The organism is Pseudomonas sp. R4-35-07, assembly GCF_003852235.1.
Taxonomy (GTDB): Bacteria; Pseudomonadota; Gammaproteobacteria; order Pseudomonadales; family Pseudomonadaceae; genus Aquipseudomonas.
Genome location: NZ_CP027732.1, coordinates 2257920 through 2284271 on the forward strand (window position 1 = coordinate 2257920; position 26352 = coordinate 2284271).

24 protein-coding genes are annotated in these 26352 nt (G+C 47.7%); 22 read left to right on the forward strand and 2 right to left on the reverse strand.

Features of this window, described 5'->3' with window-relative positions; translation table 11 throughout:
- Nucleotides 1–2 precede the first annotated feature (2 nt).
- The 19 genes from sctT (at nt 3) to C4J89_RS10600 (ending at nt 16556) form a co-directional block, all read left to right on the forward strand.
- On the forward strand, nt 3–779 hold the full coding sequence (gene sctT, locus C4J89_RS10510; RefSeq protein ID WP_124403753.1) for a type III secretion system export apparatus subunit SctT: 777 nt from the start codon (nt 3–5) through the stop codon (nt 777–779).
- Nucleotides 780–1811, forward strand: a complete 1032-nt coding sequence (locus C4J89_RS10515; RefSeq protein ID WP_124403754.1) for an EscU/YscU/HrcU family type III secretion system export apparatus switch protein — start codon at nt 780–782, stop codon at nt 1809–1811.
- A gap of 89 nt (nt 1812–1900) precedes the next feature.
- On the forward strand, nt 1901–2392 hold the full coding sequence (gene sicA / locus C4J89_RS10520) for a type III secretion system translocator chaperone SicA (RefSeq protein ID WP_124403755.1): 492 nt from the start codon (nt 1901–1903) through the stop codon (nt 2390–2392).
- Nucleotides 2385–4172: a type III secretion system translocon subunit SctE gene (gene sctE / locus C4J89_RS10525; RefSeq protein WP_164487527.1), complete on the forward strand. Its 1788-nt coding sequence runs from the start codon at nt 2385–2387 to the stop codon at nt 4170–4172. Before sicA ends, sctE begins: the two co-directional genes overlap by 8 nt.
- Before the next feature lie 12 nt (nt 4173–4184).
- The gene (locus C4J89_RS10530) at nt 4185–5396 is read left to right on the forward strand and encodes an IpaC/SipC family type III secretion system effector (RefSeq protein WP_124403757.1); all 1212 of its coding nucleotides are present in this window, start codon (nt 4185–4187) and stop codon (nt 5394–5396) included.
- A gap of 44 nt (nt 5397–5440) precedes the next feature.
- Nucleotides 5441–6499, forward strand: a complete 1059-nt coding sequence (locus C4J89_RS10535) for an IpaD/SipD/SspD family type III secretion system needle tip protein (RefSeq protein ID WP_164487594.1) — start codon at nt 5441–5443, stop codon at nt 6497–6499.
- Nucleotides 6500–6508: 9 nt separating this feature from the next.
- Nucleotides 6509–8200 carry a hypothetical protein gene (locus C4J89_RS10540; RefSeq protein WP_124403759.1) on the forward strand — a complete coding sequence of 564 codons (1692 nt, stop codon included), beginning with the start codon at nt 6509–6511 and terminating at the stop codon, nt 8198–8200.
- Nucleotides 8201–8250: 50 nt separating this feature from the next.
- A complete protein-coding gene (locus C4J89_RS10545) occupies nt 8251–8511 on the forward strand; it encodes a phosphopantetheine-binding protein (RefSeq protein WP_124406854.1) in 261 nt (86 codons plus the stop codon).
- A 236-nt stretch (nt 8512–8747) separates the two neighbouring features.
- Nucleotides 8748–9359, forward strand: a complete 612-nt coding sequence (locus C4J89_RS10550) for a winged helix-turn-helix domain-containing protein (RefSeq protein ID WP_256657474.1) — start codon at nt 8748–8750, stop codon at nt 9357–9359.
- A 148-nt stretch (nt 9360–9507) separates the two neighbouring features.
- A complete protein-coding gene (locus tag C4J89_RS10555) occupies nt 9508–9963 on the forward strand; it encodes a transglycosylase SLT domain-containing protein (protein ID WP_124362271.1) in 456 nt (151 codons plus the stop codon).
- A gap of 82 nt (nt 9964–10045) precedes the next feature.
- Complete coding sequence (locus C4J89_RS10560) at nt 10046–11215, forward strand: PrgH/EprH family type III secretion apparatus protein (RefSeq protein ID WP_164487529.1); 1170 nt, start codon at nt 10046–10048, stop codon at nt 11213–11215.
- A gap of 20 nt (nt 11216–11235) precedes the next feature.
- Nucleotides 11236–11499 carry a type III secretion system needle complex protein gene (locus C4J89_RS10565; RefSeq protein WP_124406855.1) on the forward strand — a complete coding sequence of 88 codons (264 nt, stop codon included), beginning with the start codon at nt 11236–11238 and terminating at the stop codon, nt 11497–11499.
- Between the two features lie 70 nt (nt 11500–11569).
- Complete coding sequence (gene sctI / locus C4J89_RS10570) at nt 11570–11872, forward strand: type III secretion system inner rod subunit SctI (RefSeq protein WP_124403762.1); 303 nt, start codon at nt 11570–11572, stop codon at nt 11870–11872.
- Entirely contained in the window at nt 11872–12594 is a 723-nt protein-coding gene (locus C4J89_RS10575; RefSeq protein ID WP_124405789.1) for an EscJ/YscJ/HrcJ family type III secretion inner membrane ring protein, read from the forward strand. The genes sctI and C4J89_RS10575 overlap by 1 nt, the downstream gene beginning before the upstream one ends.
- Nucleotides 12591–13154 (forward strand): secretion system protein, encoded by a 564-nt coding sequence (locus C4J89_RS10580; protein ID WP_124403763.1) that lies wholly within the window; start codon nt 12591–12593, stop codon nt 13152–13154. Before C4J89_RS10575 ends, C4J89_RS10580 begins: the two co-directional genes overlap by 4 nt.
- A complete protein-coding gene (locus C4J89_RS10585) occupies nt 13126–13827 on the forward strand; it encodes a hypothetical protein (protein WP_124403764.1) in 702 nt (233 codons plus the stop codon). Before C4J89_RS10580 ends, C4J89_RS10585 begins: the two co-directional genes overlap by 29 nt.
- Nucleotides 13824–14249 carry a hypothetical protein gene (locus tag C4J89_RS10590; protein ID WP_124403765.1) on the forward strand — a complete coding sequence of 142 codons (426 nt, stop codon included), beginning with the start codon at nt 13824–13826 and terminating at the stop codon, nt 14247–14249. The genes C4J89_RS10585 and C4J89_RS10590 overlap by 4 nt, the downstream gene beginning before the upstream one ends.
- A gap of 86 nt (nt 14250–14335) precedes the next feature.
- The gene (locus tag C4J89_RS10595; protein WP_124362279.1) at nt 14336–14962 is read left to right on the forward strand and encodes a response regulator transcription factor; all 627 of its coding nucleotides are present in this window, start codon (nt 14336–14338) and stop codon (nt 14960–14962) included.
- A gap of 112 nt (nt 14963–15074) precedes the next feature.
- A complete protein-coding gene (locus C4J89_RS10600; RefSeq protein ID WP_124406856.1) occupies nt 15075–16556 on the forward strand; it encodes a hypothetical protein in 1482 nt (493 codons plus the stop codon).
- 99 nt (nt 16557–16655) lie between these two features.
- Here C4J89_RS10600 and C4J89_RS10605 read toward each other — a convergent pair whose 3' ends face one another.
- Both C4J89_RS10605 and C4J89_RS10610 read right to left on the reverse strand, forming a co-directional pair.
- A complete protein-coding gene (locus tag C4J89_RS10605) occupies nt 16656–17084 on the reverse strand; it encodes a response regulator (protein ID WP_124403768.1) in 429 nt (142 codons plus the stop codon).
- A 266-nt stretch (nt 17085–17350) separates the two neighbouring features.
- On the reverse strand, nt 17351–21028 hold the full coding sequence (locus C4J89_RS10610; RefSeq protein ID WP_124414353.1) for an ATP-binding protein: 3678 nt from the start codon (nt 21026–21028) through the stop codon (nt 17351–17353).
- 175 nt (nt 21029–21203) lie between these two features.
- Between C4J89_RS10610 and C4J89_RS10615 the strand changes: the two genes are divergently transcribed.
- From C4J89_RS10615 to C4J89_RS27425, 3 genes are all read left to right on the forward strand, one after another.
- Entirely contained in the window at nt 21204–22073 is an 870-nt protein-coding gene (locus C4J89_RS10615; RefSeq protein ID WP_124406858.1) for an alpha/beta hydrolase, read from the forward strand.
- 27 nt (nt 22074–22100) lie between these two features.
- A complete protein-coding gene (locus tag C4J89_RS10620) occupies nt 22101–23183 on the forward strand; it encodes a hypothetical protein (RefSeq protein WP_124403771.1) in 1083 nt (360 codons plus the stop codon).
- Between the two features lie 742 nt (nt 23184–23925).
- Nucleotides 23926–24786: a fimbrial protein gene (locus tag C4J89_RS27425; protein ID WP_370881259.1), complete on the forward strand. Its 861-nt coding sequence runs from the start codon at nt 23926–23928 to the stop codon at nt 24784–24786.
- Nucleotides 24787–26352: the final 1566 nt, after the last annotated feature.

A 26352-nucleotide genomic window follows, 5' to 3' on the forward strand; every position in this document is an offset into this window, starting at 1 on the left:
GTATGGTATTGCCCTTATTCTTCGATTTACATCTCTGGTTGGCCGGGGCGGCCCTTGGGTTTGCACGATTGGCCCCGGTGTTTTTCATGCTGCCATTCCTCAATAGCGGTGTGCTATCCGGTGTGGCTCGTAACGCTGTAATTGTGCTGGTGGCATTTGCGCTTTGGCCGTATTCCGCTGCTGAGTTGCCGGCCATGGATAGCTTGCACTACATGGGGTTGATGCTGCGTGAGGCAGGCGTCGGCGTGCTCCTCGGCTGCTTGCTTTGCTGGCCGTTCTGGGCATTGCATGCCCTCGGTTGTCTGATTGATAACCAGCGCGGGGCCATGCTGAGCAGTACTGTAGACCCCGCTAATGGTGTGGATACCTCAGAACTGGCGAACTTCTTCAATTTATTTGCAGCGGCGGTTTACCTTGAAGGTGGCGGCTTGCTGCTGATGGTTGAAACGTTGAAAGCAAGTTATCAGCTCTGCGATCCTTTGGGGGCATGCCTGCCTGGCCTCCCGCCTGTATTAGGAATGCTTGACGGCTTGGTCACCCGTAGCCTGTTATTGAGTGCACCCGTCGTAACCGTACTATTGCTCAGTGAAGTCGTGCTCGGCTTGTTGTCGCGTTTTGCACCTCAGATGAACGCTTTCTCAGTGTCGCTGACGATTAAAGGCAGTATCGCACTATTGATGGTTCTGTTGTATTTCGGTGCTTACTTGCCAGATGAAATTCTCCGACTCGCTCATAATTCACTTGGGTTTGCTTCTTGGATAGACGCGGGAGTCGATTAAATGTCTGCGTCTTCAAAAACCGAGAAGCCCACAGCAAAACGCCTACGGGACGCGGCAAAGCGCGGCCAGACATTTAAGTCCAAAGACTTGGTGACTACCTGTTTGATGCTGTGCGGCATTGCCTTTTTAGTGGGCAGCGTATCGTTGCTGGAATTAATGGCGCTCTACCGGCGCTATATTCAAAGCGGTTTCAGCCTGGACCCATCGGTCTATATAATGGGGCTTGCTTTACACGCGTTTAAAGTTGTGGCGCCTATCATACTGGTTTGCTTGCTTGCATCCGGCCTGCCGAGTTTATTGCTCAGCGGGTTCCAGTTAGCCTCCGAAGCGCTGAAGTTGAACCTGGGGGCCCTCAACCCAGTAAATGGTTTTAAAAAGCTATTCAGCCTGCGTACCGTCAAGGAAGCGATTAAATCGCTGTTATACCTCATCAGCTTTGTTGTCGCGGTAAGCGTTACTTGGCAGGTTGTACGTGATCGGATTTTTTCGCTCGTCTATGCGCCTATCGGTGGGCTATTTGCCGTATGGGGTAGTCTCTTACTCTCGTTGATGCTGATATGGCTCGCCTGCATTCTGCTGATCGTACTGTTGGATATGCTGATCGAATATTTCCTGTTCATCAAGGAACATCGAATGGATAAGCAGTCGGTAAAAAATGAGCATAAGGAGCAAGAAGGCAGCCCTGAAACGAAAGGTCGGCGCCGGGAACTGCATCGAGAGTTACTGTCCGAGCAGATCAAGTCAGATATACGCAACTCCAAGGTAGTCATTGCTAACCCTACCCATATTGCGGTGGGTATTTATATGAACCCAGAAGTACTGCCCATTCCTTTTATCTCCGTGATGGAAACCAATCAGCGAGCCTTGGCGGTGCGTGGTTATGCTGAAAAAGTGGGGGTGCCAGTGGTGGCTGATGTGGCGTTGGCGCGGCGTATCTTCAAAACGCACACGCGTTACAGCCTGATCAAACTGGACGAGGTCGAGCAAGTGCTGCGGCTGTTGCTGTGGCTTGAGCAGGTGGAAAACGCCTGAGCCCTACGTATGAGTGATTTGTGAATGAACCAAAAGCTAGAGCTTGGCTTAATGAACCTGTCCGGCGAACCGGCAAAGGAGTTACGTAAATGAGTTCGCAGATGTCAGATGATGACGAAGTAGCAGCGGATGTAATGCAAGCCGTTCTGGAGGGCGCAACCCTGCAGGACCTGCATGGTATTTCAGAAGGGCAAATGGAGAGCCTCTACGGCTATGCCTATGATTTTTACTGTCAGGGACGATTGGAAGACGCGGAAAAGTTTTTCCGGTTCCTGTGCATTTATAACTTTAACAATACCGATTACTGGATGGGGCTCGCCGCTGTATACCAAATGCAGAAGCGCTTCGAAAAAGCCTTGGATATGTACACGGTAGTGTTTGCACAAAGCAAAGCTGATTACAGCTCGATGCTGCATGCAGGGCAATGTCAACTTTCCTTGAGAAGAGTGGGCAAGGCTCGACGATGTTTTGAACTGGTCATTGAGCGAGGAACCGCTGAGTTGTGCGCAAAGGCACAGATCTATCTGGACGCGATGCGCCAGGCTGCAGCTACCAGCGCTAACGAGGACGATGATGAATAATATCAATGCGGTGAGAGATACGCGGGTTTTGGGTGCATACCTGAATCAGGAGCAGCGTGTGGACACCGAGAAAGCAAGTTTCGCCAGTCCGGACTTTGTCCGGCGGGCGCAAGACTCGGCGCAGCAATTGGCGACTGTGGTCTTGGGCCAGTCCACGGAGCAAGGCCGATTTGATCCGTCTGCACCGATGCTGCGTATGCCGGTACAAAATGAAAAAAAAGAAGGCATGAGTTCCCAGGAGCATTTCATGCTCGTGCTCGCGGCTGTCATGGAGCTTGTCGAGGGGGTCACCACGGCTACCCTTAAGCGCAATCTGGAAATCCTGCGATCGTTCGCCGCCGCGCACGCAGAAAGTAGCACCAAGCGTTCCGAGGAGTTTCAAGGCGCCGTGGACGCTGCGTCCGAAGCAATAACGGATGCCGAACAAACTGAAAAAAACCTGAACAGCGCACTCGGCGCTCAGAAAACGGCCCAGGGTGCGCTGGATCATGCGCAAGCCGAATTGGATGCAATGGATCCGGATGATCCGCTGTATGCAGCGGCGCAGGCCAAGCGTGATAACGCAGCCAAGCAACTGAGCCAGGCAAGCGGTCAAGTTAAAGCGGCTACCTCTGCGCACAACGATGCTTTGGTGAAGGCAAATGCCAAGCAGGCTGAAGCTGAAGCACTGAAAGAGCAACTGAAAGGAAAGCAAAGCCTGACAGGGCCAGACAGTGCCAACGCTGAAAAAACCTTAAATAATACCGGGCTCTTGCTTAAGTTGATGTTGAGCGTTGCGCAAATCATGTCGGAGGCGATCGAGGCGGACAACCAGGCGCAGTTTGAACTTAACAAATCAATGAGCAAGGCACGCCAAGCCTATCTGGAGAAAAAGTCCGACGAGTACCTGGAAGAGGTACGCAAGGCCGAAGAAATGCAAAAGGCCATGGGGTGCCTGGGGAAAGTCTTGGGTGGGATCCTTACGGCAATTAGTGTCGTGGGCGCGGTATTCACAGGTGGCGCGAGTCTGGCAGTCGCAGCTGTAGGGCTCGCACTCATGGCCGGCGATATGGTGAGCAAGGCACTGTTTGACTTCTCCTTTATGGAGGCCGCACTCAATCCAATCATGGAGCATGTGTTCAACCCTATCGTTCAAGCGTTGGGCAAAGGTATCACCGAGTTATTAAAAGCTGTGGGTGTGGATTCGGCGGCAGCCGAGATGATCGGCATGATTACCGGCGCCATTCTCGCTGCGGCAGCAATGGTGGGCGCTGTCGTCCTGGGCGGCGCTGCTGCCGGCAAAGTAGGGGCGAAGATAGCCCAGAGCAGCATCAAGAAGAGCATTGAGCAAGCCCTTGGCAAATTGATGGATAAGCTGGTACCGGACCTAGTCAAGCAATTCGCGCGTGGGGCCGGGCGTGGCATGGGCCACGCTGTAAGTAAGGTCGGCACCCAGGCGCGTGAGTTTTTTGGGCTCAAGAGTGATGCGGCTTCAATACAGCGATATTCGAAAATACTTGATGGTATGAGCACGGGCGTTCAAACCGTAGGCGCGACCTCTACGGCATCAATGAATGTCGTCAAGGGGCACAGTGAAATGAAGGCTGCTGAAGCCTTGTCTGAAGTTGAGTTGAGTCGCGCGGATATTGAGCAACTTCAACAGATGCTGACTAAATTGATCCAAATGATCCACGAGGCTGTCCAGGACGTGCAGCGTCAGTTTATGAAAGCGATCGATAATCTGGAAAATCAGTTCGCAGTGGCGCACTCAGTCGTTAATAAAATTAACCGTTCGGTTTAATGAGGTTTGTCTATGTCTATTAATATTGGATCCGCCTCTCAAGGGCCCATTGTAAACACCAAAGCGGTTGATGCGAGCCGACATAACGAAAGCCGTCTTGCGATCGCTGAGACGCTTTCTTCCGATGCAGTAGTCTCTGGTGCACAGGTAACTGTCGAAAATCCGCAAATAGAAAAAATACTGAACTTCATCAAGGAAGCCGGACTCGCTGAGCTACCCACACTGGCTGAGCAACAAAAGCTCAGGATTGCATTGTATGAGATGGTGCCTGAGGCTTTACGACTGGCCGACAAGCTCGGCCCTAAAACCGGGAATGTCGGGGAAATCAGCCAGGCAACCGAGGTATCCATCGAGAGCAATTTTGCAGAAGCCGTTCGCGCCGCAACTGAGAAACCGGAAAAAACTGAGGCGTTCCTTGACCCGCTGACGCTGACGGGGCGACAAGCGCTGCTGTATCAACTGTTATTGTTTGTCGAGTTCGAGGCGAGGGCCGCAAAAGGTAAACAAAAATCAGCCTATGCGATCATGTCTTTCGAACAGATGCTGTCAAAGGCAGCGGCCAAAGTTCAAGAAGGTAAACAACTGTTTCATGCCGCCATTGCCAACAGTGCAACGTCGCTTTCGATGACGGTGGGTGGTGCTGTCGCTTCTGCTAAAGCCATTCATACAGAAAGTGTCACACTGAAAAAGAATAAAATGCCCGCGAATGACCTGGGGCTGAAGATTCAAAATAAGAATCTGACCATTGATTCCGGCGGACTTCAAATTAATCCCCAAGATAATCTTAAATCATTAACTCGTCACAAAGGAGCGGGCACCGAAGAAATGCAACTCGCGCCGAGCGGGCACCAGACGACAACGGAAGAGCGAGCAATCATGAAGCGCGACCTGCTGGATGATCAGGCGCGTGTTAATGAACTGGAGCAGATGCACCAGCAAGTCATGCTCAAAGCGGAAAAGCTAAAGCTGGTAGCGCAAACGCTGATGAGTAGTGGGCAAGTGCTGGGTATGACTATGAACAGCGCACTACAGATTGAAGCCATGGCCCTGCAGGCAGATCAGATGATTAAAGAAGCGGCCAGTTCGGTGATGAGCTCGCTGTCGCAGTCGTCTGGTACGGAAGAAGGCTATAGCCGCGATCTGATCAAGAAATTACTTGAACTTTATGACAGTTATCGTAAAGCAGATGTGGCGGCTTTGAATCATATTGCTAGCAAAATCTAAATTTAATTTCGCTATCGGCCGGTATGGTCAAAATTAGGATACGTATGTTTGGTATAGCCGTTGTTACGGGGGCTTCGATACGCCCTTCGAGTGTGTATGGGTTAAGTGAGTCAGGTTCAGTGCGAGAGGATACGGTCAGCGCCAAATTAACGACGGGTGTGGAAAAAGACCGGACTGAGAAGAATCGACACGACCTTCTGCGCAGTGTTCAGCTATGGTCGAATAGCGTCGAAGCACTTCAGCTCAAACTTAGAATGGTCGATATCAATAAGGGCGATGGTTCTCGAAAGCTAAGGGAATTGCTGGAGGAGGCGCTTGTGTCTAAAACCAGCGCGTTGTTAGACGTAAAGAAGGCGTTGTTTTCTGGTGCTTTTGATTTGGTGAGGCTTGAGGGGTGTCTAAGGCCAATAAATACAGCGTTGCAGTTAAATTCTACGGTACCGCCAGATATGAGGCGGAGCGGGGAGGTTGAGAAAAGTTTAGAAGATAAAATTGTAGAACTCATTGAGCAGTTAGATAAAGAATATCAAGCGTCTTATTTTTTTGTTGTTGAGCAATATGCCGCCTTGTATTCCGATTTTAATAAGAATATCACTGCGGAAATGTCTGGTTGGATCGATGCTGATGACAAAACAGTTTATGTCTGGGTTGGTGAGATTGAGGCAGCATTGGAGGACATACTCGCTAAGTACAAGCGCCATCCTACAGGTGTTTTGTATCCGCCTCAGGAAGATGGTCATGTGAGTGTGGTAAGCCGCGAAGAAGCGGAGAAATGGGTCCAAGAACTTGGCTCCGGTGTTATCGTTGAGAATGACGATGGGGGCTGCATCATAATGATGGATTTAAGCCCTATACAAAAAATGATAGACACGTTGCCAGATGATACCGCAGGAAGTGACTACGCCTTTTTGGATCACGCGAAGTATTCAGCTTGGCAAACAGGTTTTGGTAGCCAAGAGGAAGAGCTAAAAAACACGCTTCAACAGTTCACAAACAAACTGGACTCTGCAGCAAGCTTGGTGAGAAGCTTTATTCAAACGTTGTCATCAAGCATTAGCGCAATTGAGCAGACCAATAATCAGATTATGAATAATTTGAAGTAGGCAGCTGATATGAGATCAACTTCTCCTTCAAATATTGCCATACCGTTTCGCAGGGCTAATTCTCTTATCCGAAATCATTTGGATGGAAAGGTGGTTAAAGGAGGTAATGCAGACAAGCAAGTACAATTTTTATCAAGGGCTGACACTGCGGCGCGTCAACATTATTTAAGAAATGCAGTGGGTGCTGGATCATTGGACTCATTACTTGGAAAGCACAATAGTTTGAAGGGTGCTTTGGATGAGTTGGCATCGAACTATAGGGAAGCACATTTTTCCTCCAGAGCCAATAGTTGTTACCAAGAACTTAGCGCTTCGCAATTGCGTGAAATTAATGATTTGCAGCGGGTGGTAATTGTGAGTGCTGCCAATATGCCATCGATCGCCGTGACGTTGTTTGGCGAGCTTAATACCTTTTTGGAGGATAATGCAGGTAAACTAAAAGAAGGAATTTCGCTTATCGCGTCTGACTCAAAGTCTGCCTCGCTGGTTAAAAGTTTTGACGCTTTAAAACAGTCTGTGGCGAAGCAGGTACGTTATGAAGAAGCCTACGGGTTTTATGCTGATGTTAACAAAAATTTTGGTAAGCCTGCTATCTCCGCATATTTGAAAAATAGGGAGGTTTCCATTCCTACTGGTTCCGTATTGCCTGAAGGTAAAATCATGAGCCAGTCGGCCGCTGAGACGATGGCTGATCTGAGAAGAACGAATACAGAGGGTAAAACAGGCGGTGTGCTGGATTTCGTTTCACTTTCTGAGGTGGTAAAGTTCGTAATGACCGAAGTGGATCTTCGCCGTCCACTGATTGAGAAATCGCCGAAAGAGCTGGTGGGCGACGGTGGCTCTGGGACCGATCGCTCGACCTCCGCGCCCGAAAGAAGAGGCCGAAATGCGCCAGGCACACCAGGAATCACGAACTCAAATGTGCAGAACATTAATATTAGCGCAGATTTATTGAGAGCTCTGGCAGGCGCGGCAAATAGCCATGAGCCAACTGCCATAAATAAAAAAACTTCAGAGCAGAGCGTGCCTGATGAATCAATACCTGCTGGAACTGATGCGCTAGACATGCCGCAGGACGTTAACGATAAGTCGAATGTTGCAGAGCTGAATTCGCTACCGCCGCCGCCGCCGCCGTCACAGTCGCCGTTGAATCGTCAAAGTTCAGTTAGTGCGCTGATTAAAAAGTTTGACGGAGATCGAAATGATACCCTTGATCGGGAGACTCTCAACAGCCCTGAACACGATAAAAAAAATGATGATGTTGAACTCCGACATAAACTCAATCCAAACTCGCCAGCGAGTGTATTGAGTTTTGGAAATGTAACATACGTACCTTGGACTGATCGGGACTTTAGTAAACGCGGCAGCATTATGCTCGATGCGCGCGAGAGCCTGGCTGCAATACTCAAGGCTGTGAGTTACTCTTTGCAGGTTTCTAGTGCTGACACGAAGAATCAACGGCATGCTGTTAACCTGCTTAAGCGAGATTTGAGTAATTTTGACGATACCCAAAGTCTTTCCAGTGCCAGTTTTGAGACGTTAAGTCAAATGCTGAACAGCGGCCGCATGAATAAATTTGCATTGGATCTGAAAAGTGGATTGAAGTCATTTGAAAATAACAATATTAAAATGCGACGTAACTATGAAAACGTGAGGCAAACAATGGAAAAACTGCAAGCATTATTCGCGTTCATTGAGTGATCAACTTCACGGCTTGTTCAAGCGCAGTAATATGAGGTGGAGGGCGTGGGGTGAATGAAATTGATCCAGAATTTAGTATGCTACGAGCACTATTAGCCTATCACTTCAGGCTTGCTCAAGAAAAGATAACTAGCAAGACACTAATTATTGAGCAGCTTATGGCGGATTCGTTAGACTTGATTGATATAGGCTTGCAGTTGAATGAGGTATTTAATATTGATTTGAATGTGTCGCTGGTAGCGACTAGTCATAGCGTGGAGGATATGTATTTGCACGTTAGAACAGCGCTCGCGCTGAACGAAAATACGTAAAGTAATGCCGTAAAGCGTCCTAAAAAAATAAAAAATCCAATTATGCAACTTAAGCATCAATCATTCTATGAGCCTGTGCGCTACTAGCGCGTCAGAAATTTCTTGTGTCGTGCTGGATGTTTCCGGCGCTATTGTGGTCGTTTCTTATCCACCCGGCGCCTTTCTTGCCTCTAGTATAGCTCCATCGATTTTGGGTAGTCGTTTTGGCGGCGCATTATACTGGCGAGGTTAGAAAAGTGACTGACATAGTTAATCCTTCTTTTACTGAAGATGTGGCATTTGGAAAGTGGGTTTGGAGAAAAAACAGAGGTCTTTGGTTAGGCAGTGAGTGTGTGCATTTGCCTCCTAAAGAATCCAGGCTCCTTGAACTATTGCTTGCCTCTGAGGGGCGGGAGCTGAGCAAGGATAGGTTGCTGGATAGTATCTGGCCACATCAGGCGGTGGGGGAGGAGTCTCTTAGCCGTTGTATTTATATCTTGCGCAAAATACTGCGCTCTTCAGATAGCAAAAGTTATATCGCAACCATCTATGGCAAAGGCTATCGGTTTGTTCGGCCTGTTATATCCATACCTGAAACCACGCACTCGATCGCGATTGCGCACTCTGTGAAGTTAACCCCGAATGGTGCCAGTAGTGGTCGTTCAGATTCCGCTCACGCGCCGTCTAGTGTCACCGCACTTATCTGCGACACTCAAATGCTGGATGAGCTGGGTGGATTGCAGAACGGTCGACGTATGTGTTTAGAGCTGGTCAACCAATGCGGCACCTTGACACTGCGCCGATTGAATCCCTCCGCTCCAGAGCCTATTGAACGGTTCACTTCTGGGGCGAGTCGGAGTGCTGCCTAAGCATGAGAATATATAAAAAAGTTGAACTTGCAGTCCATTCGAGCGCCGCACCATTGTCCGGTGGATCCAGGTTTTTTGAAGAGTGTCCTGTTTGTCTTGTCAGCCAAAGACGCCTGCGAGAGTCGGCCAGGTTCGCGGGGAGGCTGCTTTGACCCGATATCTCTTGGTCGGCCTGCTACTGTTGACAAGGCCTTCTTGGGCGGATGCTTTCTGCTGGGAACAGGTGGGAGCGTCCTACGATATTGAACCAGAGCTTCTTTTTGCTATAGCACAAGTCGAGTCTTCGCTGCGAACAGATGCGCTGAATCATAACCATGATGGTTCGCGGGATATTGGTTTAATGCAAATCAATAGTCGCCATCTACCGTGGCTCAGTGAGATGGGTATCGACGAAGGCCGACTATTAAATGACCCCTGCTTGAGCATCGCTGTGGGTGCCTCAATACTGAAAGAGTTTATTGGGCGCTTTGGCTATAGCTGGGAAGCTGTCGGCGCTTACAACGCTGGAGGTTCTGCTTCTAGGGCAACGTCACGGCAGCGTTATGCCAAGCGTGTCCAGGAGCGTTATCACATGATGCGCAGTGATTTGAATCTTGATGGATAATACTTCTATCCATCAAGATTTAATATCGAGTTGGCATTAATCTATGTCCATATCGCGCGATGTAAAACGGTGGAAGGGCAATATGTTGTTAGGCGAAAAAGAGCAAGGCACCACGAACTTCGGTTGCGTGCTACGTGTTCTGGATGGGCCGCTGTGCGGCTGTGAGTATGAGTTGCGTGATAAACAAAACCTGTTCGTCGTCGGTATGGAAAGAGAATTTTTCAACGATGAATCAGCCGTTTCCTTTCCTGAGCACTCATTTTATATACCGCTGGAGGGCAGTAGTAGTAATTTTGAAGTGCTTGTTGAAGAAACTGCACAGTCTGGCGTCATGGTGCGTATATTCGGTGAGGAAGTAGTAGAGCGATCTTTAACTTATCAAGTCATTCACCGTGTAGGTAGTTTGCGTATTGCTTTACGTCCGATGGATGCAGACTGGGTTGACGGTTTGTTTGACGAGCCTGCGCCCGAAACGTTTGCACGGACAATTTCTAATAGGCTCTCGGTGAAGAGCGTAATAGCGATGCTACTAAGTGGCGTAGTATTGATCGCCTGCTTCTGGTGGGAAAGCCGGCCAACGCCAGTGGTGAGTGTGAAGTCTGTCGTTGGCGGGGTCAGCAGCCCTTACAGAATTATTAAAGGCCGCGATGACAAGATTTACATGTTTGCTTCAAGCGAGCGCGAGCTGAGCTGGGGGCGACAGGTCATGATGCGAAACAATAGTACTGGCATCGATGTGAGGTCGATACGCGAGGAAGCAAAGCGTGTTGAAGGCGAGTTGCTTCGTCATTACACCGGTTTAGCATTCCATCGACTCGATCTGAATAATCCTGAATTTCCCCGTCTGGTTCTGAGTAAGGAGCGTGCTCACTTAGACCTGGCCGCTGGCGAGGCGCTTAGGACTTTCTTGTTAAAGGACATGCCTTATGTGCAGTCAGTAAAAATCGAGCGACGCAGCGACCTGGAGCTAGAGGCACTGGCAAAAGATGGTTTGCAGCGCTTGGCTGTTCCATTTGAACGAATGCATCACCCGGCTGGCGTCACGTTTAAGGTTAGAGGTGCGTTGAATGACGGTGAACTAAATAACGTACGCGAGCTGGTTGAGTCGTTTTATCAGCAATGGGGAGGACGTTATGTTTCATTTGCGCTAGAACTCGATGACGATTGGTTGAAAGGCAAGTCCTATCAGCTAGGTTCACAAGGTTATATAAAAATGAGTCCGTCTTCTTGGTATTTTCCCGCACCGACTTAATAAATTTGAGGTAATAAAACATGGCAAACACTAATAGCCCTAAACCGGCAGCGCCTAGTGGCTGGTTGACCGAAGTTTCACAAGATTTCGATGAGTCGGTGACGGATCTTAAAAAGGAATTGGATGCTTCATTGGATAAGCTAAAGGGTGATGCTTCAGATCCCTCCCTACTTGCTGATTATCAAGCTCGGTTGTCGGAGTATAATTTGTTTCGTAACGCACAATCGAACACCGTAAAGGTATTCAAAGATATTGATGCTGCGATTATTCAAAACTTCCGTTAGTGCTTAATTGATCTCCTTTTTTCACATCTTGGGGCCCCGTACCGGGGCTGGTTAAGTTTAGAGTGTATTTATGTCCGGCTTAGAACTAATCGCTTCTCCTAGCGCACAGGTGAGCTTTTTAAACAACCCCGCCAGTGATGCGTCAGAATCTTTGGAGGGCCGGCTTATCCAGGCCTTTTCTGAAAAAAGCGTGGAAGCAGAACACTATGTATCCGCAATCAACTCAATTTTGTCGCGTCCGGGAATGCTCAGCGACCCAGAGGTTCTCTTCGAACTGCAACAGCAAACCGCGAATTATAATCTCGATATCTCCATGGTCAGTACACTTACACGTAAGGCCGTGGGGGCCGTTGAGGCATTGATGCGCTCATGATGCTGCGGTGGCTATTACTCGGATTGGTGTTCTTGGGGTTGGTAGGCTGTCGTCAGGCGGATCTGCTGGACGGATTAGATCAGCACCAGATAAATGCTGTTATCGCTGTACTGCAGCGTAACAATATTGAGGCGGTCAAAGTCGATCAGGGCAAGAATGGTTATAGCGTCCACGTCCGCCAGTTGGATTTTACCGCTGCAGTTGACTTGTTACAATTGCATGACCTGCCACCCAAGCCTCGGCTTGAGGTTGCACAAATGTTCCCACAGGATTCGCTGGTTGCTTCGCCCCGAGCAGAGAAAGCCAGATTGTTCTCAGCCTTGGAGCAACGCCTGGAACAAACATTGGCCACACTGGAAAAGATTGTCCGGGCCAGGGTGCACGTCAGTTATGACCTAGATGCCGGGGAAGGAGGCCGTAAGGCTTCGCCCATACATCTTTCTGCCCTGATCGTGCATGAGCGGGGTGTAGACTCACAACTATTGATCGGTGATATCAAGCGGTTTTTGAAAAACAGTTTTTCGGATGTCAGTTACGACGATATTTCAGTTGTGCTTTCACCTAAAAGCGAAATTCAGCACTTTGCGCCTTCAGCGGCACCCACGAATCATAATAAGAATTACCTGCTGGGCGGTCTGATTCTGATGGTCTTATTAGGCGGCCTATCGAGTGCTTATTGGTATTGGTCAGTAAAGCGGCGCCAAACTAAGGCGGACCTATGATGGATTTTGCCCCGCGGTTGAGACATATCATGTTTGATCCTTTGGCCTACCTACATCCAAGTCGTCTGAGCAGGACAATCAATCTTAGTTCTGCGCGGCAACGGAGCGCGCTTAATGGGATTTTTCTTGACGCACTACCCAATGCGATGCCGGCTACGCCGGAGGTTGATTCTGTGTATGCGCATTGGGTGAGATATTGGCACCGCCTGCCTCATATTGCTCTGGCTCTGGGGGCGCAGCAATTGCGTCAATACCTGGCGCAAGGAGGGACTTGGTTATGCCTGCCTGAGCAAGCCCAGGCCTTCGCAGCCTATAAGCTTCGTGAAGCCCGCGAAGAGGAAAAAACGTCTTTGGTGTCTGTGGCCCAAGTCCAGGCATGTGGGCTTTCCGCATTGCTGGCGTGGAGAGAGTGGGTGCCTGAGGCACTGGTAGCACGGCTGCCGCTACTCTTCCCTGAGAAAATAGTCGAGCTGCAGGGAACCCAGCCGATACCTTCTGCTGATCTATTAATTTTTAAATTGGCTCTACAAAATGATCAGAATTATTCCCATTCACGATAACCTTCTGATTGAGGATAGCGTCTGGGTCGCCTCAGTGCATCTGCAGAAGCAAACGCAGGCCGTCGACATTCTTGACCAGGCGATTGCTCAAGCCAATAGCCGTATCCACGCGGCTCAGTGCGAAGCGGATGCAATTCATCAGCATGCTTTTCGCCAAGGGTATGACAAGGGCGTCTGCGTCCTGGCGCAAGATGTCGTGCATGCAGTGGGCCAAGCAAGTGCTCTTCAGAAGCGTCTAGAGGTGATCTTGCATCGTACTGCTGTTGATTTAGTCGCGGACTTGCTGGGCCGGCCTGAGTGTTTGGAGGCCATGTTTGCCAGATGGCTGAAAGAGAGCAGAGCCGACGCCAGCTCGGACCAAGCTATGACCGTGGTATTGCCTCAACGCTTGGATGCGTGTGGTGAGGAGTTTGTGGCTCGTCTACGCTTGCATTGGAGTGGCACAATGAATGTCGAATTCGTCGACGGGGAATATTACCGATTTCGTTGTGACCAACAATTTGCCGAGCTGAATGGTCGGGCTATCGGCGAAGAACTGGCCCCGGAATTGATGGTGAAATTAGGCCTATTGACGGAGCAGTGCGGGCGGATTTCTGGCGAGGTCCGGTCTGCTATTTTGCGGTTTACCGGGTTGGATGAGTCGATTTGTTTGAATAAAGGGATCATGGAATGAACATTGGTGCCATTCGCCCCGCTGGTAGCCAAGCCGTGCTCGCCGCTCAAGAAGCGATCCTTGATCTGGATCAGCGTGTGCTTGAAGTTGGTGCGCTATCCAAAACCTCTTTGGATGATCCTAATTTCGAAGCGTTCTACCAGAGGTTATTGGCTATAGCAGACGATGGTTTGAGCGGCGCAACAGTTTATGAGTGCTTACGCGCGTTTGAGGCTGATGGAGCGCATCCTTATCGCACCACTGAAACCCAGGCTGCAGTTTTGGCCTTGACCCTGCAGCGCCTAAAAGAGGATAGTCTTCAAGATACAGCGCTATATAAGAGTGTCACAGAGGCTCAATCTCGTGTTTTTTCGGCGAAATTTATGGTTCAGGAATATATGCAGCAAATATTCATGGTGGCTGAAGAGCTGCCCGAATGGTGAGCTCACAATGTGGACGACATCGCGCCTGATCACTTCAGAGGTCGCGGGCGCAGTCAATCTTTTAATACCATTATCAGGTGTAGACAGTGGGAAAAATACTGATTGTTGATGATCATCCGATACTACGATTAGCTGTTCGTTTGTTGTTGGAGCGTGACGGGCACGAGGTGGTGGGGGAGGCGGACAATGGGGTCGATGGTGTCAGTTTAGCTCGAGAGCTGAATCCTGGCCTGGTGCTGCTTGATATAGGTATTCCGAACCTCGATGGGTTGGAGGTAATCGCTCGTATCCAGACATTGGCAACGCCGCCAAAAGTCCTGGTACTAAGTGCACAGGAACCTGCTTACCTTGCCCACAGGTGCATGCGGGCTGGGGCTGCCGGTTTTGTGTTTAAGCAGGAGGATCCAGCGGAGCTACTCGCTGGTGTGCGTGCAGTGTTGTCGGGCTACAGTTTTTTTCCTAGCCAAACGCTCAATGACGTTCGCAATGACGCAGGGAAATCTGACGAGGCTACATTGCTAAGTACGCTGACCGATCGAGAGCTCACCGTTCTTCGTTATCTGGCGTTGGGATACACGAATAAACAAATAGCTGATGAGTTACTGATCAGCAACAAAACGATCAGCTCTTATAAAATACGCTTGCTTGAAAAATTGAACGCCTCTAGCCTTGTAAGCTTGGCTGAACTGGCGAAAAGAAATTCACTGGTATGAACGTTTAAACAACCGCTTGCGGTAGAGCACTCTGTCATGAGCGCTATTTGAAAGCCTGCTTCAGACGCTATTGATACTTTCGGGTCTCATTTGGCGTCTTGAGGCAAAATAAATGAATGTTAAAAACGTTGGCGCCGGGTCAGCGCCAGTAGGCGTGTTTCCCAGAACGACTTCAGATCTGCCAGTGCGAACATCGTGCAGTATTCGTAATGTACTAGGGATTTCCAGCCGCCAGCTAGATGAGTTTTGTTCCGAACATTTTGGAAATATTCTTACGTTGTGTGCATCGTATAGGCAAGCATCAGCGATCATGGCGGGCCACTTAGAGAACTTACTGGAACAAGTACGCGAAGTCACGCCCGACCAATGTGATAAACATAAAATTGTCAGCAGCCTCACAAATAATTTGCTGGCCAGTCTGACTCATATCGACTTGGAACAAGCGCAGCGCGCTATAGAAAAAATCCAAAGTCATTTCGATCAGAGCGCATTAGATGGCGCTCTGAATGCGTTGCGTCTGTCTTATCACAAAGCTACCCATTCAAGCGGTCGAATGGCGCACGCACAAGAAATGCAGAGTGACGTACTGCATTTTTTCCAAGGGCATTCTTTCGAGCGTCTAGCCGGTTTTCTCGCATATTTTCATGATCACGTTCAAATACTACAAAAAGATGGCACTGGCATTGGCAATCAACAGCATTGGGGGCTGAATGAGATAGCCACGGCTGCGGCCTTGGGGACCTTGGCCGAAGAGGCAACGGTCGACGTTACGGGGCAAGAAAGTCTTTGCCGGGTTGCGGCTGCGGTTATTCCCAGCGGCACAGCTTTCGATTTTATGCCAAATATAGGTAGAGACGGAAAACCCGGGCTTGGTACTGTCATTGAAGGCCTGTTGAGAAGTGGTGCACTTTCAATTCCGGATAATGCAGCATGCGAGGATATCGTGGCGATGGCGTACACTCTTGCCATTTGCGATACACAGCGTAACAACCTATCCGGTCTCGCTAGGCCCACGAATAAAATTGTGTACACAGTGGCGCCTGCAGTTTATAGGCTGTTGATGGAGTGCGCACAAGAAGATCCCCTGAAATTCGGTACTCTATTTTTTGACAACGGGCGGCTTAGCGAGGCCGGCCTTGCTCTGTGCAGCAAATTGACAACTACGGTTGAAGTGTTTGAAGAGTTTGCGCCTTATACGGATGCCACAGCTAAGAATGAGAAAGGGGGGCCTAACAATCCGCTCAGCGTGATTTATACCGAGGGGACTCTGACTGCGCACGAAAAACAGCGTGCAGTACTTGAACTTTTAGGTGGAAATGGTTTCTTTGGTTCCGCCAATGTGGCAGAGGATATTGAGGGGTTCTCAAAAACATTCCGTCATCCCGTCCTAGAAAAAATAAGAAGACGTTCCATAATGCCCGATCCGCGAGAAAGTTATATATATGGGTACGCAAAGCTCTCAGAAAAGCTTGGAGCTGAATGTCATGCAGGAAGAGTTAAACTGGATGCTGTGCTTGGGGAAATCAAGGCTATGGGCGGGTCTGTGTTAGACCGAGAAAAAACAACTGAGAATATCCTATGCTTGCCCTGCTGATGTAGTCCAAGCAATCCATTACATAATTTCTCGCGTACCTTGTCTTCATGGCATGGGGCGCGAGTAATACCCATCCAGCTCTGTCAACTGAACTCTAGATTATTTCGTTGCTGGGGTTGGACCAAGCTTGACGCTGCCATAATATGGAAAATAATCGTAACCGGCGAAGATTGCTTCGATTGCGTTAAGGAAGTCGCGTATGCCTGCGCGCTTACTGACAAAACCGGAGGCGCCGGCCCGTAAACAATATTCTGCGCAAGGCACTGCGGGATATGTACAAAAAATTAACATGCTAGGAGCATTCGATAACGAAGACATTTGTTTGATAATTGCTAACCCCTCTGTTTGATTTTGGCCAATATCAAAAGTTACAAGATCGGGATGATACAGGTTCGCAAGTCTTAGACCGTCTACTCCGTCGCTGATGTCGGCCAGAACTTTAATGCCTCGTCTTTCTAACACCGCTCTGATTGCCAGTCGCACGATCGGGTGTTTATCAATAATTATCACACTGTTCGAGTCTATCATGCGTCTACACCTTAGTTGGAATAAGAATTCTACAAGAACTCGTAAGACTTAACCATGGCGGAAGGGGCTGAAAGACAGTAGGAAAATTCTAGGCGCGCTAATTGTGTCGCGCGGCGGAAAGATAATAGCGCCAGTTGTAGGCAGGGTTTATACAACGTTTAAGGTGCCTTTAAGCGGTAAGGCGGGCAAACAATTGGCCGCCTATATCCAAGGATCGGCGTTACGGCCGTAATGAGTACATCGCGGGAGAGGGTGCTTCAGTCCACCTACTCAAAGTGTTTTTTTCTCTGGCGAATCAGATCGCGTTCTAATCCTACCATTGCCTGATCAAGGGCTAGGACCACGGCCGGTAAATTAGAATCTGACGGGTCAAGGTGACAGGAAGCTTCCAAAGCTTCACAGTGCTTGATCAGACTGCGAACCTTAACAACGCGAGCACTGCCCTTGATTTTATGAGCAAGCTCGGATAAGCCACGCAGATTGTCGTTTTTATTAAGCCGTCGTAATTCCTCTAAATCATCGGTGATACTATTAATTAATCCATCCAGCACACGCTTTAATATGTTGAGGTCTCCACCGGTAAGGTGCTCAAGGGTATTCAAGTCAAATTTATTGGATTCAGAATAATTAATTTCGTCATGAATGGCTATTGCGGAGCGTTTGATGAAACGCTCTAAGGTATCCAGCTCCACTGGTTTAAATAGGCAGTCATCCATGCCAGCCGATATGCACCGCTCGCGCTCCTCACGTTGAGCATTAGCAGTAAATCCTAAAATGATAGAGCGCACCCGGTTTTGAGCGCTCTCAATCACGCGTATTGCTTTCGCAAGCTCATATCCGCTCATCACTGGCATATTGCAGTCGGTAATGATGACGTCAAATATTTTCTGTTTCCATAATGCAAGGCCTTCAGCACCATTTTCAGCAAGATGCACGGAGTGCCCCAAGTATATTAGCTGTTCACTCAACAGCAATCGATTGGCGTAGTTGTCGTCAACCACTAATACACCTAAAATTGGAGCCGGGTTGGCTGCGGAGCTGTTTAATACTTCGGCCTTCTTTTCCTGCCGTGGTTCGAGCACGTTCAGTGTCAGTCGGCCAATGGCTTGTGTGCCCTGATCGATTTCGCTGTCGAGCTCCAATTGGCCTCCCATCATTTCACATAGATTACGGGAAATCATTAATCCTAATCCTGTACCAGAGCGGGCGTGCTGTCTCGTTCCACCTATCTGGGTAAATGGCTGGAATAAGCGCGCTATATCGTTAGCAGATATACCAATACCGGTGTCATTGACCGAAAATTCGACCTGTAATTGATCATCTGCTAATAAGCAAGAATGAACAACCACATCGACCCCGCCGTTTTCGGTAAACTTAATCGCATTACTGATTAAGTTGGAAAGTACTTGTTTAAAGCGCAGCGGGTCAACCAATACGTCGTAATTTATACTTTCGTTAATGTCTAACTTTAGAGTTAGGTTCTTTTGCTTGGCCAGTCCACTGAATACTCGAATAACAGATTCTACTAGGTCCTTTAGGTTGGCCCGCTCTTGATTCAGACTAAGGTGACCTGTCTCTATACGGGCAATGTCGAGTATATCACCAATTAAATCAAGCAAGCCGCGGGCGGAATGATAGGCGACTTCTATTGATGAGCGGTCATATTTTTCTTTATCGCGTTTCAAGCTTAATTCCAGCAATCCTATGATCGCATTCATAGGTGTTCTGATTTCATGGCTCATAGTCGCAAGGAATGTAGTTTTGGTCCGATTAGCCTCATCAGCATCATTTTTGGCTTGTTTGAGCTCCTCCAGAAGCAAGTGCCGCTCAGTTATATCTATCCAACCTCCGATTAAGCCTTGATTGGCACCTTCAGAGTTAGAGAAAGGTAGCATCCAGTGATAGATAGTTTGATGACGTCCAGCAATGTAAACTTCTCGATCACGCAAAAGAGGTTGGCCTGTCTGCAATACAGTTTGGCAATCCTTTTCATAGGCCGCCGACCTTTCCAATGAGGTTTTTGCTGAACTTAAACCACGAGCAATATCACCCTCGTTTGAAAGCGATTTTACGTAACTGTCATTGCAAATTAATAGGCGATTTTCTAAATCCCGCACGTAAATTGGATGCGGCGTGCCGTTTATCAGGGCTTCCATAAAGTGAAGCTGATTGCTGAGTTCTCTTTCGGCTGCTCTGCGTTGCATGATTTGCCGACGTAAGTAAATTCCCCAACCCAATGCGATAGTCAATAGTGTGATAGTGCTAACTACGGATTTAAATATAATCTGACGATAGTCGCGCCATGATGGGGGCGCAATAACTGCGTTTGTGCGCCACCGGTTGGTAACAGAATCAATAACATCTGGCGGGATGCTTCTTATGGTTTTATCGAGAATTGCGTAAAGCTGACCTTGCCCCTTAAGTACACTGAGCGACGCTGTCGCAGGTGCAGAGTTTATAATCGATGCAATTTTCAGTGAGTTATCGCGGCTACGCAAATTGTAGCTGGCAATAGGTGCAGGTAGGATTGTTGCATCTACTGAGCCATCCTCTACCCAAGCAAGGGCCTCAAAATTATTCTCTGCGTTCTTTAAACGAATGAGCGGGTAATGTTCGCGTAACATCGGCAGAAGCGCATGGCCTGGCGCAACGCTTAACGTCCTGCCTGCCAGAGCCTCCAGCGTATCTGGGTATGCACTTTGATTGCGTACTACAAGTGCATAAGGTGCGATTAAATAAGGACGTCCAAATAAAAAAGATTGCATGTTTTCCTGGTTTTTAGGCAGGTCCGTTGCGATTTGCACTCTTCCCGCTTTTAAGCTTTCCTGCATTTCTCTAATGTTGGGGTGAGGTTGTATGTTGAATTTTAAGCCCGTTTTTCTCTCAATTAACTTAAGCAAGTCTCGTGTAATACCAAAATAATTACCATGGATGTCGAAATATGAAACGGGTGCCAGGTACCGGCTCACTGCTATATTTACCACAGGGTTTTTCTTGATCCAATCTTTCTCGTCTGCACTTAAATCCAGTGGCTGGAGCGTGAATAAGAGTTTTTCGCTCCAGCGTGTTTGTATTTCAGTTTTTACCTGTTCTGGCACGGCCCCTAGGGCGGTATTGATAAGGTTCAGCAAACGCGGGTTATCAGCGTTAATGGCAAAGCTGAAGCCTTCTTGTGCCGGGGGGGCGATATCCAAAATATCGAGATGGCTGGAATAATTTCGCGAAATAAGGTATTGAGAGGATATAGCATCCCCTAAAAATGCATCAGCTTGTCCAAAGGCGACTGCCGCGATAGCATTTTCTGTCGATGTGAACACTTCTATGTTTGCTTGAGGAAACATCCGCCGAGCCGCAGCCTCACTAATATAGTCGGAGTCAATTGCCAAGCGAATACGCGCGACTTTATCGTCGAAAGACAGGCTAATGCCTATGCGGCCGATTAGAGCGAGTCGATCATCGAGGTAGTTGTTGCTCAGTGCCAAATCTATTCTATTTTTTTCTCTTCGATTAGCGCTGCCCAATAAATCTATTTCGCCAGTTTTCAGTGCTTCCACGGCTTCCATATGAGTAGCGTAACGGCGAACGTCCACGGTTACACCAAGATAACCAGAAATTATCTGCATGTAATCTGCTGTGATACCCTCATAGTCACGATTGGAACTTGATATGTCCAACGGCGGATAATCAGGAAGCGACGTACCCAGTACCAAAGTCTTCTTTTTCTTTAGCCAGCGCCAACCGTTGTAGTCTAAATTTAACTTCTGGTGATCTTCATTGGTGTGGCTGAAGAGTTCTAAATTGTCCACACGACTAGCATGGGCTTCTGGCCCGGCGAATAGCGCGATCCAAAGCGCCGCACAGATATTGAGCGACAGCGTCTTCCTGAATATGTATTTTGGTGTTGGTTTTTTTTTAATTTGCACGCTTAGGTGAATCGATTTCATGGTAACCCCTCTACAAATGTAGAACAGTACTTGAATATTTGGATGGTTGAGGCTTTGTTGCAGGATCGCTTTTTGAAATACTACTATAGCCTATTGCTGTAGGTTTTGTGTGTATAGCGATGCCTTTCTTTTGAATTGGGAATTGTAACTTGGCCAGTATTTGAGGAGTAGTGTAATGAGTGGTTTTGAGAGCGTTAGTGTTAGTAGCAGCGGGGAACAATTGGCGGTGCGAATTTATCCTAGCACATCAGTGATCCCGGCACCTGTTCTGGTGCTGTGCCATGGGTTTTGTGGCATCCAGAACGTTGTTCTGCCTGAGTTTGCTTTCGCTTTTGCTCAGGCTGGCTACAATGTCATTACCTTTGACTATCGAGGTTTCGGTGAAAGTGGAGGTGAGCGCGGCAGGCTTCAGACCAAAATGCAGATAGAAGATATTCATGCCGTTGTTAACTGGGTAAGCCAGCAACCGTCATTTGATACGTCACGCATTGGTCTGTGGGGAACATCACTAGGTGGCTGTCATGTCATTACGGTTGGGGCGCAGAACCCGCTGGTCAAATGCATCATCAGCCAAACAGCCTTTGCTGACGGGGAAATATTAATCACTAGCGCAATGAGTATTAAAGAGGAAAGTAAGCTATTTTCGACATTAAATCGGATGCAGGAGAAGAAAGAATCAAGCGGTAGGGAGTTATTTGTGCCTCCGTTAATGGTGCTGGATGATGAGCAGTCTCGAGTGTTTTTCGAAAAGCATCAAAAGTTTAATCCTCAGCTAAATACAAAAATACCCTTTTTAACCGTCCGGGAAATCATAAACTACAAACCGGTTATCATGGCCATGAGCGTTCGTCAGCCTGTATTGGTTGTCGCTGCCGAACACGACATTGTTAATCCCCCGGATCAAGCAGTCCGATTGTATGAAGCGCTGCATGCTGAAAAGACAATCATTATGCTTGAAGGTGCTGGGCATTATGATGTCTATGAAGGTGACACTCATTTTAAAGTTTTAAGACATCAAATTAACTGGCTGGGAATGTATCTTTAACCGCCACACCTACAGCAAGGAAGAACTATGGAACCTGTGGCTGCAATTAATGAGATTTTACTGAGTAACGAGCGGACTGTGATTGGGCGTGAAGATACTCGTAGATTTTTGCGTCTTGTAAGCGATGTGCATAATACCACTGCCGAATTAGTTTTTTCTGGTAAGACGCCGACCGTTGGTGCTACGATTTTTCGATTAGTTACTTTAGCGCTATCCTCAATATCGTTATCAGCAGGCTCTTGGTTAGGTCCGCCCGGAGCGCTTGCCACGCCATTATCGAACCCATTGTCAGACGATTTATTCAAAACACATATCGAATCTTTTGGGTTTGATGTTGTGTCAAAAGGCTTCGAGAGTCTAGAAGGGGCTAAGCGGGAATTTCTCACGCGAACTATTAATAACGGGATCTCTGTGGTTACTTCAGTAATAGAGTCTCTAAAAGGTATTGATGATCCGACATTTGATGCCAAGCTTACTGAGTGGGGAGTGGATCCCAGTATACGTCCGAGACTGTTGGAGAATTACAGAGCGATGCAGTCAATGTTGCTTTGGATGACGGAAGAGGGCGGGCAAGATATTTATCTTGTGGAACCGTATGACAATTCCGATCCCACTGCCGCCATTAACTTGGTTCAAGACGGCGAGCAAAGGATTGCGTTTTCTCTACAATTCTTTAAGAAATGCGCCATTCCCGCTGTTAATGCGCTTTTGCATGAGGTGGCGCATCTCTGCTGTAATAAATTTGATTTCTATTATTTTTCTCGTGAAAAGTCTTGCTTGGATGATCAGTATGCTGAACTGCCTTTGCATAGACAGATAAAAGATTTCGCCAGAGGTTTTGAGCAATCCTCCAAGCTTGTGGCAGAGCATATTGAAGGTGAGGAATTTCTTTCCGCTATTGCTCCCAAAGATAACACAAAGACGCTCACGCAACTTTATAATGAAGATGCTGACACCAAAGTAATGGTGAACTTTATGAATGCCGATTCGGTTAGCGCGTTGGCGATCGTTATTGCAGACTATAATTTACACCATGATGGCAATGTCCCTTTAAAGGAAACGTCATCCTTTAAATCTCCACCGGAAGCGGGTCTATATGTGGAGAGTTGAGATTCGTTTCAATCATTGATTTGTAGGATCTCGCACTGTTTCGTAAGCAGTGCGAGCTGGTTTTGTTGCGGGTGGTACTAAGGATAACGAAGAGTCCGTAATACATCGGAGGTTTGGCTTAAAATAGCATCCGCTTATAGCGAGATATAAAAGTGGCGCCGAATTCCAAACGTCATACAGTTGCAGAGTTTGTATCGGTAGTTATTGTCATACCGCAATAGCTGCATGTGTAACTGGTTATCGAACCATAAAGGGCAAAAAATAGTTTTTTTTCGTGCAGAATCTCAGAGGTAAGAAAGTTCCTCGTCCGACGAGGAAGATTCTTGCCGCTGCATTGAGCGGTCTGATGTTGTGGTGCATCTCGATGTGAAAAAATTATAGACAGTTGGAACGAGCCCGTAGGCTAAAAGTGTGATCCAACCTATTTCTCATCGTGACTGCGTGGTTGTCCCTAACTTTGCCGCCGGAGCAGGTCTGGTTCCGGTTGGAGTAAAGCGTCGGGTAGCTCCCATGTGCCTTCCAGTCATTTAGTGCGTTCTTTAAGGGCATAAAGGAGCAATGCCTGTTTAAAAAGGCGCCCTGAATAATTCAGTAAGAAAATTTACTGTTGATATCTGCCGTTAGTAGTGAGAGAGCACATCAAGCATGTTTTACGAGAGCAATATTATGTGTTGCGATGATATGTTAAGGCTCGGCGATTTTGAGTTTTATAATGGTACATTAAAAGAGGTTTGTTGTGGTGATGCGTTCGATAGTATTAGCAGCGTTGATTTTTTTCTCACATCAGGCCTTAGCAACCTGTAGCATAAGTGGTGCAGGCGAATTTAAACTTGGAAAGGATATAGCGCTTTCGAGTAATGTTCCTGTAGGTACTGTACTAAGTAGTCATCGTCAGGTTATTACATACGGGGGGTGTCGGGCGGACGGGGTTGCATATTTGGAGGTGCCTCAAAAGCTACAAGTCGGAAGTGGACTATCAGTTGTTTTTTATTACGACGAGAAGCCAATAAATGGGACTACTGCAAGGCTGGGATTTTTCAATTCTCGCACCGCTAATCACTACTTTGTGTCTTTTGATTTGGTCCGCAGCGCGGGTCCTGTAGCGGCTGGTGATTTACATGCCGGCGGGATTCGGGCTAAACAGCTAGATTCTGATGGTGTCTCGCTAGGACCAGACCAACCAGGCGCAGTAATTGGTAGTGCTATTCTCGGAACGTGCGTTGTTACAACCCCAAATATACTTGTTCCTTTGCCGGCGGTAACCAGCTCTGAACTTTCTAGCATAGGCGCAACATTTGGTGAGGTATTCTTCACTATGGCTGTCAGCTGTAACAGCTCGAGTAAGGTATACGCCGAATTCACTGACTCGAACAATGTATCTAACAGTGGTGAGTCTTTGGAATTAGGAGCGGGCTCGACGGCAAAAGGGATTAGGTTTCAGATGTTGCTTGACGGCTCTTTGGTAAGGTATAAGCAAAGAAGGGGCTTGGGCGATATTCAGTCGGATGGCCTAATTCCCATGTCAGTTCGTTATATTCGAGACGGTAATCTCATTCCGGGTAGGGCTGTTGCGCAGTCTACTTATATAATCAGTTATGATTAAATTCTTGACTAAGCCATCTTTTTTTCTCCAGGTGTTTCGAGAAAACCGCTGTCGAACAATAATAGAGCCGTTGAATGTGCTCTTTGAATGCGATACTCAGTTGTGGTTGATGATTAAAATTGTAATGCCCCCTACACTCGTGCCTACTGCGATTTGTCAGTAAGCAATGGTGTTGGCGAGCCAATTAAAATTCATATATAAACTAAGCCGCGCTCTTTATTCTGCACTCTGTGTTGCTGCTGCAGTCAGCAAGGATGTTCATGGGGTGTTAGGAGGCGGATTGTAGGAGGGGCATAGGGTTGCTGCCCCGCTGAAATAGTTTCTGCCATGGCGACGGCGGCAACCAGCTTTGGTGGTTAGATGCTTGGCTCCGATCGTTTATTGGGTGAGAGGGCCAAAGGCCCTCTCACCTTGTCCTATTTCCGGCGCTTTGATTTGGATAAATGAAATGGTATCTGCCTCCAATAATACCAGTCCACTTCCTTGCGCGCTAAAGTCTGCTACATTATCCGGACAAGTCATTTCCTTTTGGGGTGAAGTAAGGATAAAGGCGTTCGATATTTCACGAAGTTGTCCATCTGATTCAGCCTAATATACTGCTATTCGAAGCCGGATGCAGCGGTTCTTCAATCCCAGCGGGTCGTCGATTTTAGTGCTGCTGGCATTGATTCGACTGGCGCTCTTGGAATGGGCGGGGCGGGGTAAATAAAATCTAACGGGCTCATTTTGGGTCCATGTTCGCTCGTGTCATTAGGTGTGGGGTTCAGTCTTTCTCGAGTGAGCTTTATATCCTTATCATAAAAAATGCTCTTAGCATGATCATCTTCTCTCATACAGCGTTTGTTCACAGCGCTGTCGTTGGCGGGCAGGGTTTCGATTGCTGGCTTGGATAGTGCCTTTACAGGTTGCTCAGGCCTAGCGCACTTGGAGTGTATAGTATTGTGGTGGTAAACATAATTTTTCTGACCTCTTGCTTGAAGCGCTGACCAGCTGTATTCCCGTTTGAATTTCATCCCTATTAAACAGCTTGTATAATCGGCTGATTTTTCTGCTGGAGTCCGCATCGTTAATGTTTCTAAATCCTTGAGTAGTTCGGTTTTCCTCCTCAATGCCTTAGAATTTTGTGTATAAAGGATTTCGCGGATGTGTTTGACAAATTCTCTTGCTTCGTTTTTTTTCGCGGAGTTGTATAGCTTTATATGGCTGTTCCGTACTATTTTAATGGTTTTTTTTAAGTCCCCGCTTTTGACTCTTTGATTAACTATTGTTTTGGCTGTTAAGCTCGATATTGCATGATGCTGATTTTTCGGATATTTTCATAGAACGTCAAATAGTGATGGTTGTAGTTTGGTTTTCCGTATTTTGGCGTGAGAAAGTTTAGAGTTGCAATTTTCAGGTGTTTTAGGCCTTACAGGTGCGCTCAGTGGACCTTAGTATTGGGCTTGATACTAAATATACAATTTATGTAGGGGGCTTAATTTCAAAAAACGCTCTCAGGGTCTACGCATTTAGGGCCGGCACCGGTCGCCGGCTACCAGGCAATGTGGCCTACAAAACCTTAGAAGC

Coding starts and splice junctions, on each gene's coding strand:
- C4J89_RS10585 (WP_124403764.1), top strand. CDS start 13,126: ATGATCAGAATTATTCCCATTCACGATAACCTTCTGATTGAGGATAGC.
- sicA (WP_124403755.1), top strand. CDS start 1,901: ATGAGTTCGCAGATGTCAGATGATGACGAAGTAGCAGCGGATGTAATG.
- C4J89_RS10535 (WP_164487594.1), top strand. CDS start 5,441: ATGTTTGGTATAGCCGTTGTTACGGGGGCTTCGATACGCCCTTCGAGT.
- C4J89_RS27425 (WP_370881259.1), top strand. CDS start 23,926: ATGCGTTCGATAGTATTAGCAGCGTTGATTTTTTTCTCACATCAGGCC.
- C4J89_RS10605 (WP_124403768.1), bottom strand. CDS start 17,084: ATGATAGACTCGAACAGTGTGATAATTATTGATAAACACCCGATCGTG.
- C4J89_RS10515 (WP_124403754.1), top strand. CDS start 780: ATGTCTGCGTCTTCAAAAACCGAGAAGCCCACAGCAAAACGCCTACGG.
- C4J89_RS10600 (WP_124406856.1), top strand. CDS start 15,075: ATGAATGTTAAAAACGTTGGCGCCGGGTCAGCGCCAGTAGGCGTGTTT.
- C4J89_RS10560 (WP_164487529.1), top strand. CDS start 10,046: ATGTTGTTAGGCGAAAAAGAGCAAGGCACCACGAACTTCGGTTGCGTG.
- C4J89_RS10620 (WP_124403771.1), top strand. CDS start 22,101: ATGGAACCTGTGGCTGCAATTAATGAGATTTTACTGAGTAACGAGCGG.
- sctI (WP_124403762.1), top strand. CDS start 11,570: ATGTCCGGCTTAGAACTAATCGCTTCTCCTAGCGCACAGGTGAGCTTT.
- C4J89_RS10565 (WP_124406855.1), top strand. CDS start 11,236: ATGGCAAACACTAATAGCCCTAAACCGGCAGCGCCTAGTGGCTGGTTG.
- C4J89_RS10530 (WP_124403757.1), top strand. CDS start 4,185: ATGTCTATTAATATTGGATCCGCCTCTCAAGGGCCCATTGTAAACACC.
- C4J89_RS10590 (WP_124403765.1), top strand. CDS start 13,824: ATGAACATTGGTGCCATTCGCCCCGCTGGTAGCCAAGCCGTGCTCGCC.
- C4J89_RS10580 (WP_124403763.1), top strand. CDS start 12,591: ATGATGGATTTTGCCCCGCGGTTGAGACATATCATGTTTGATCCTTTG.
- C4J89_RS10610 (WP_124414353.1), bottom strand. CDS start 21,028: ATGAAATCGATTCACCTAAGCGTGCAAATTAAAAAAAAACCAACACCA.
- C4J89_RS10615 (WP_124406858.1), top strand. CDS start 21,204: ATGAGTGGTTTTGAGAGCGTTAGTGTTAGTAGCAGCGGGGAACAATTG.
- C4J89_RS10575 (WP_124405789.1), top strand. CDS start 11,872: ATGCTGCGGTGGCTATTACTCGGATTGGTGTTCTTGGGGTTGGTAGGC.
- C4J89_RS10540 (WP_124403759.1), top strand. CDS start 6,509: ATGAGATCAACTTCTCCTTCAAATATTGCCATACCGTTTCGCAGGGCT.
- sctT (WP_124403753.1), top strand. CDS start 3: ATGGTATTGCCCTTATTCTTCGATTTACATCTCTGGTTGGCCGGGGCG.
- sctE (WP_164487527.1), top strand. CDS start 2,385: ATGAATAATATCAATGCGGTGAGAGATACGCGGGTTTTGGGTGCATAC.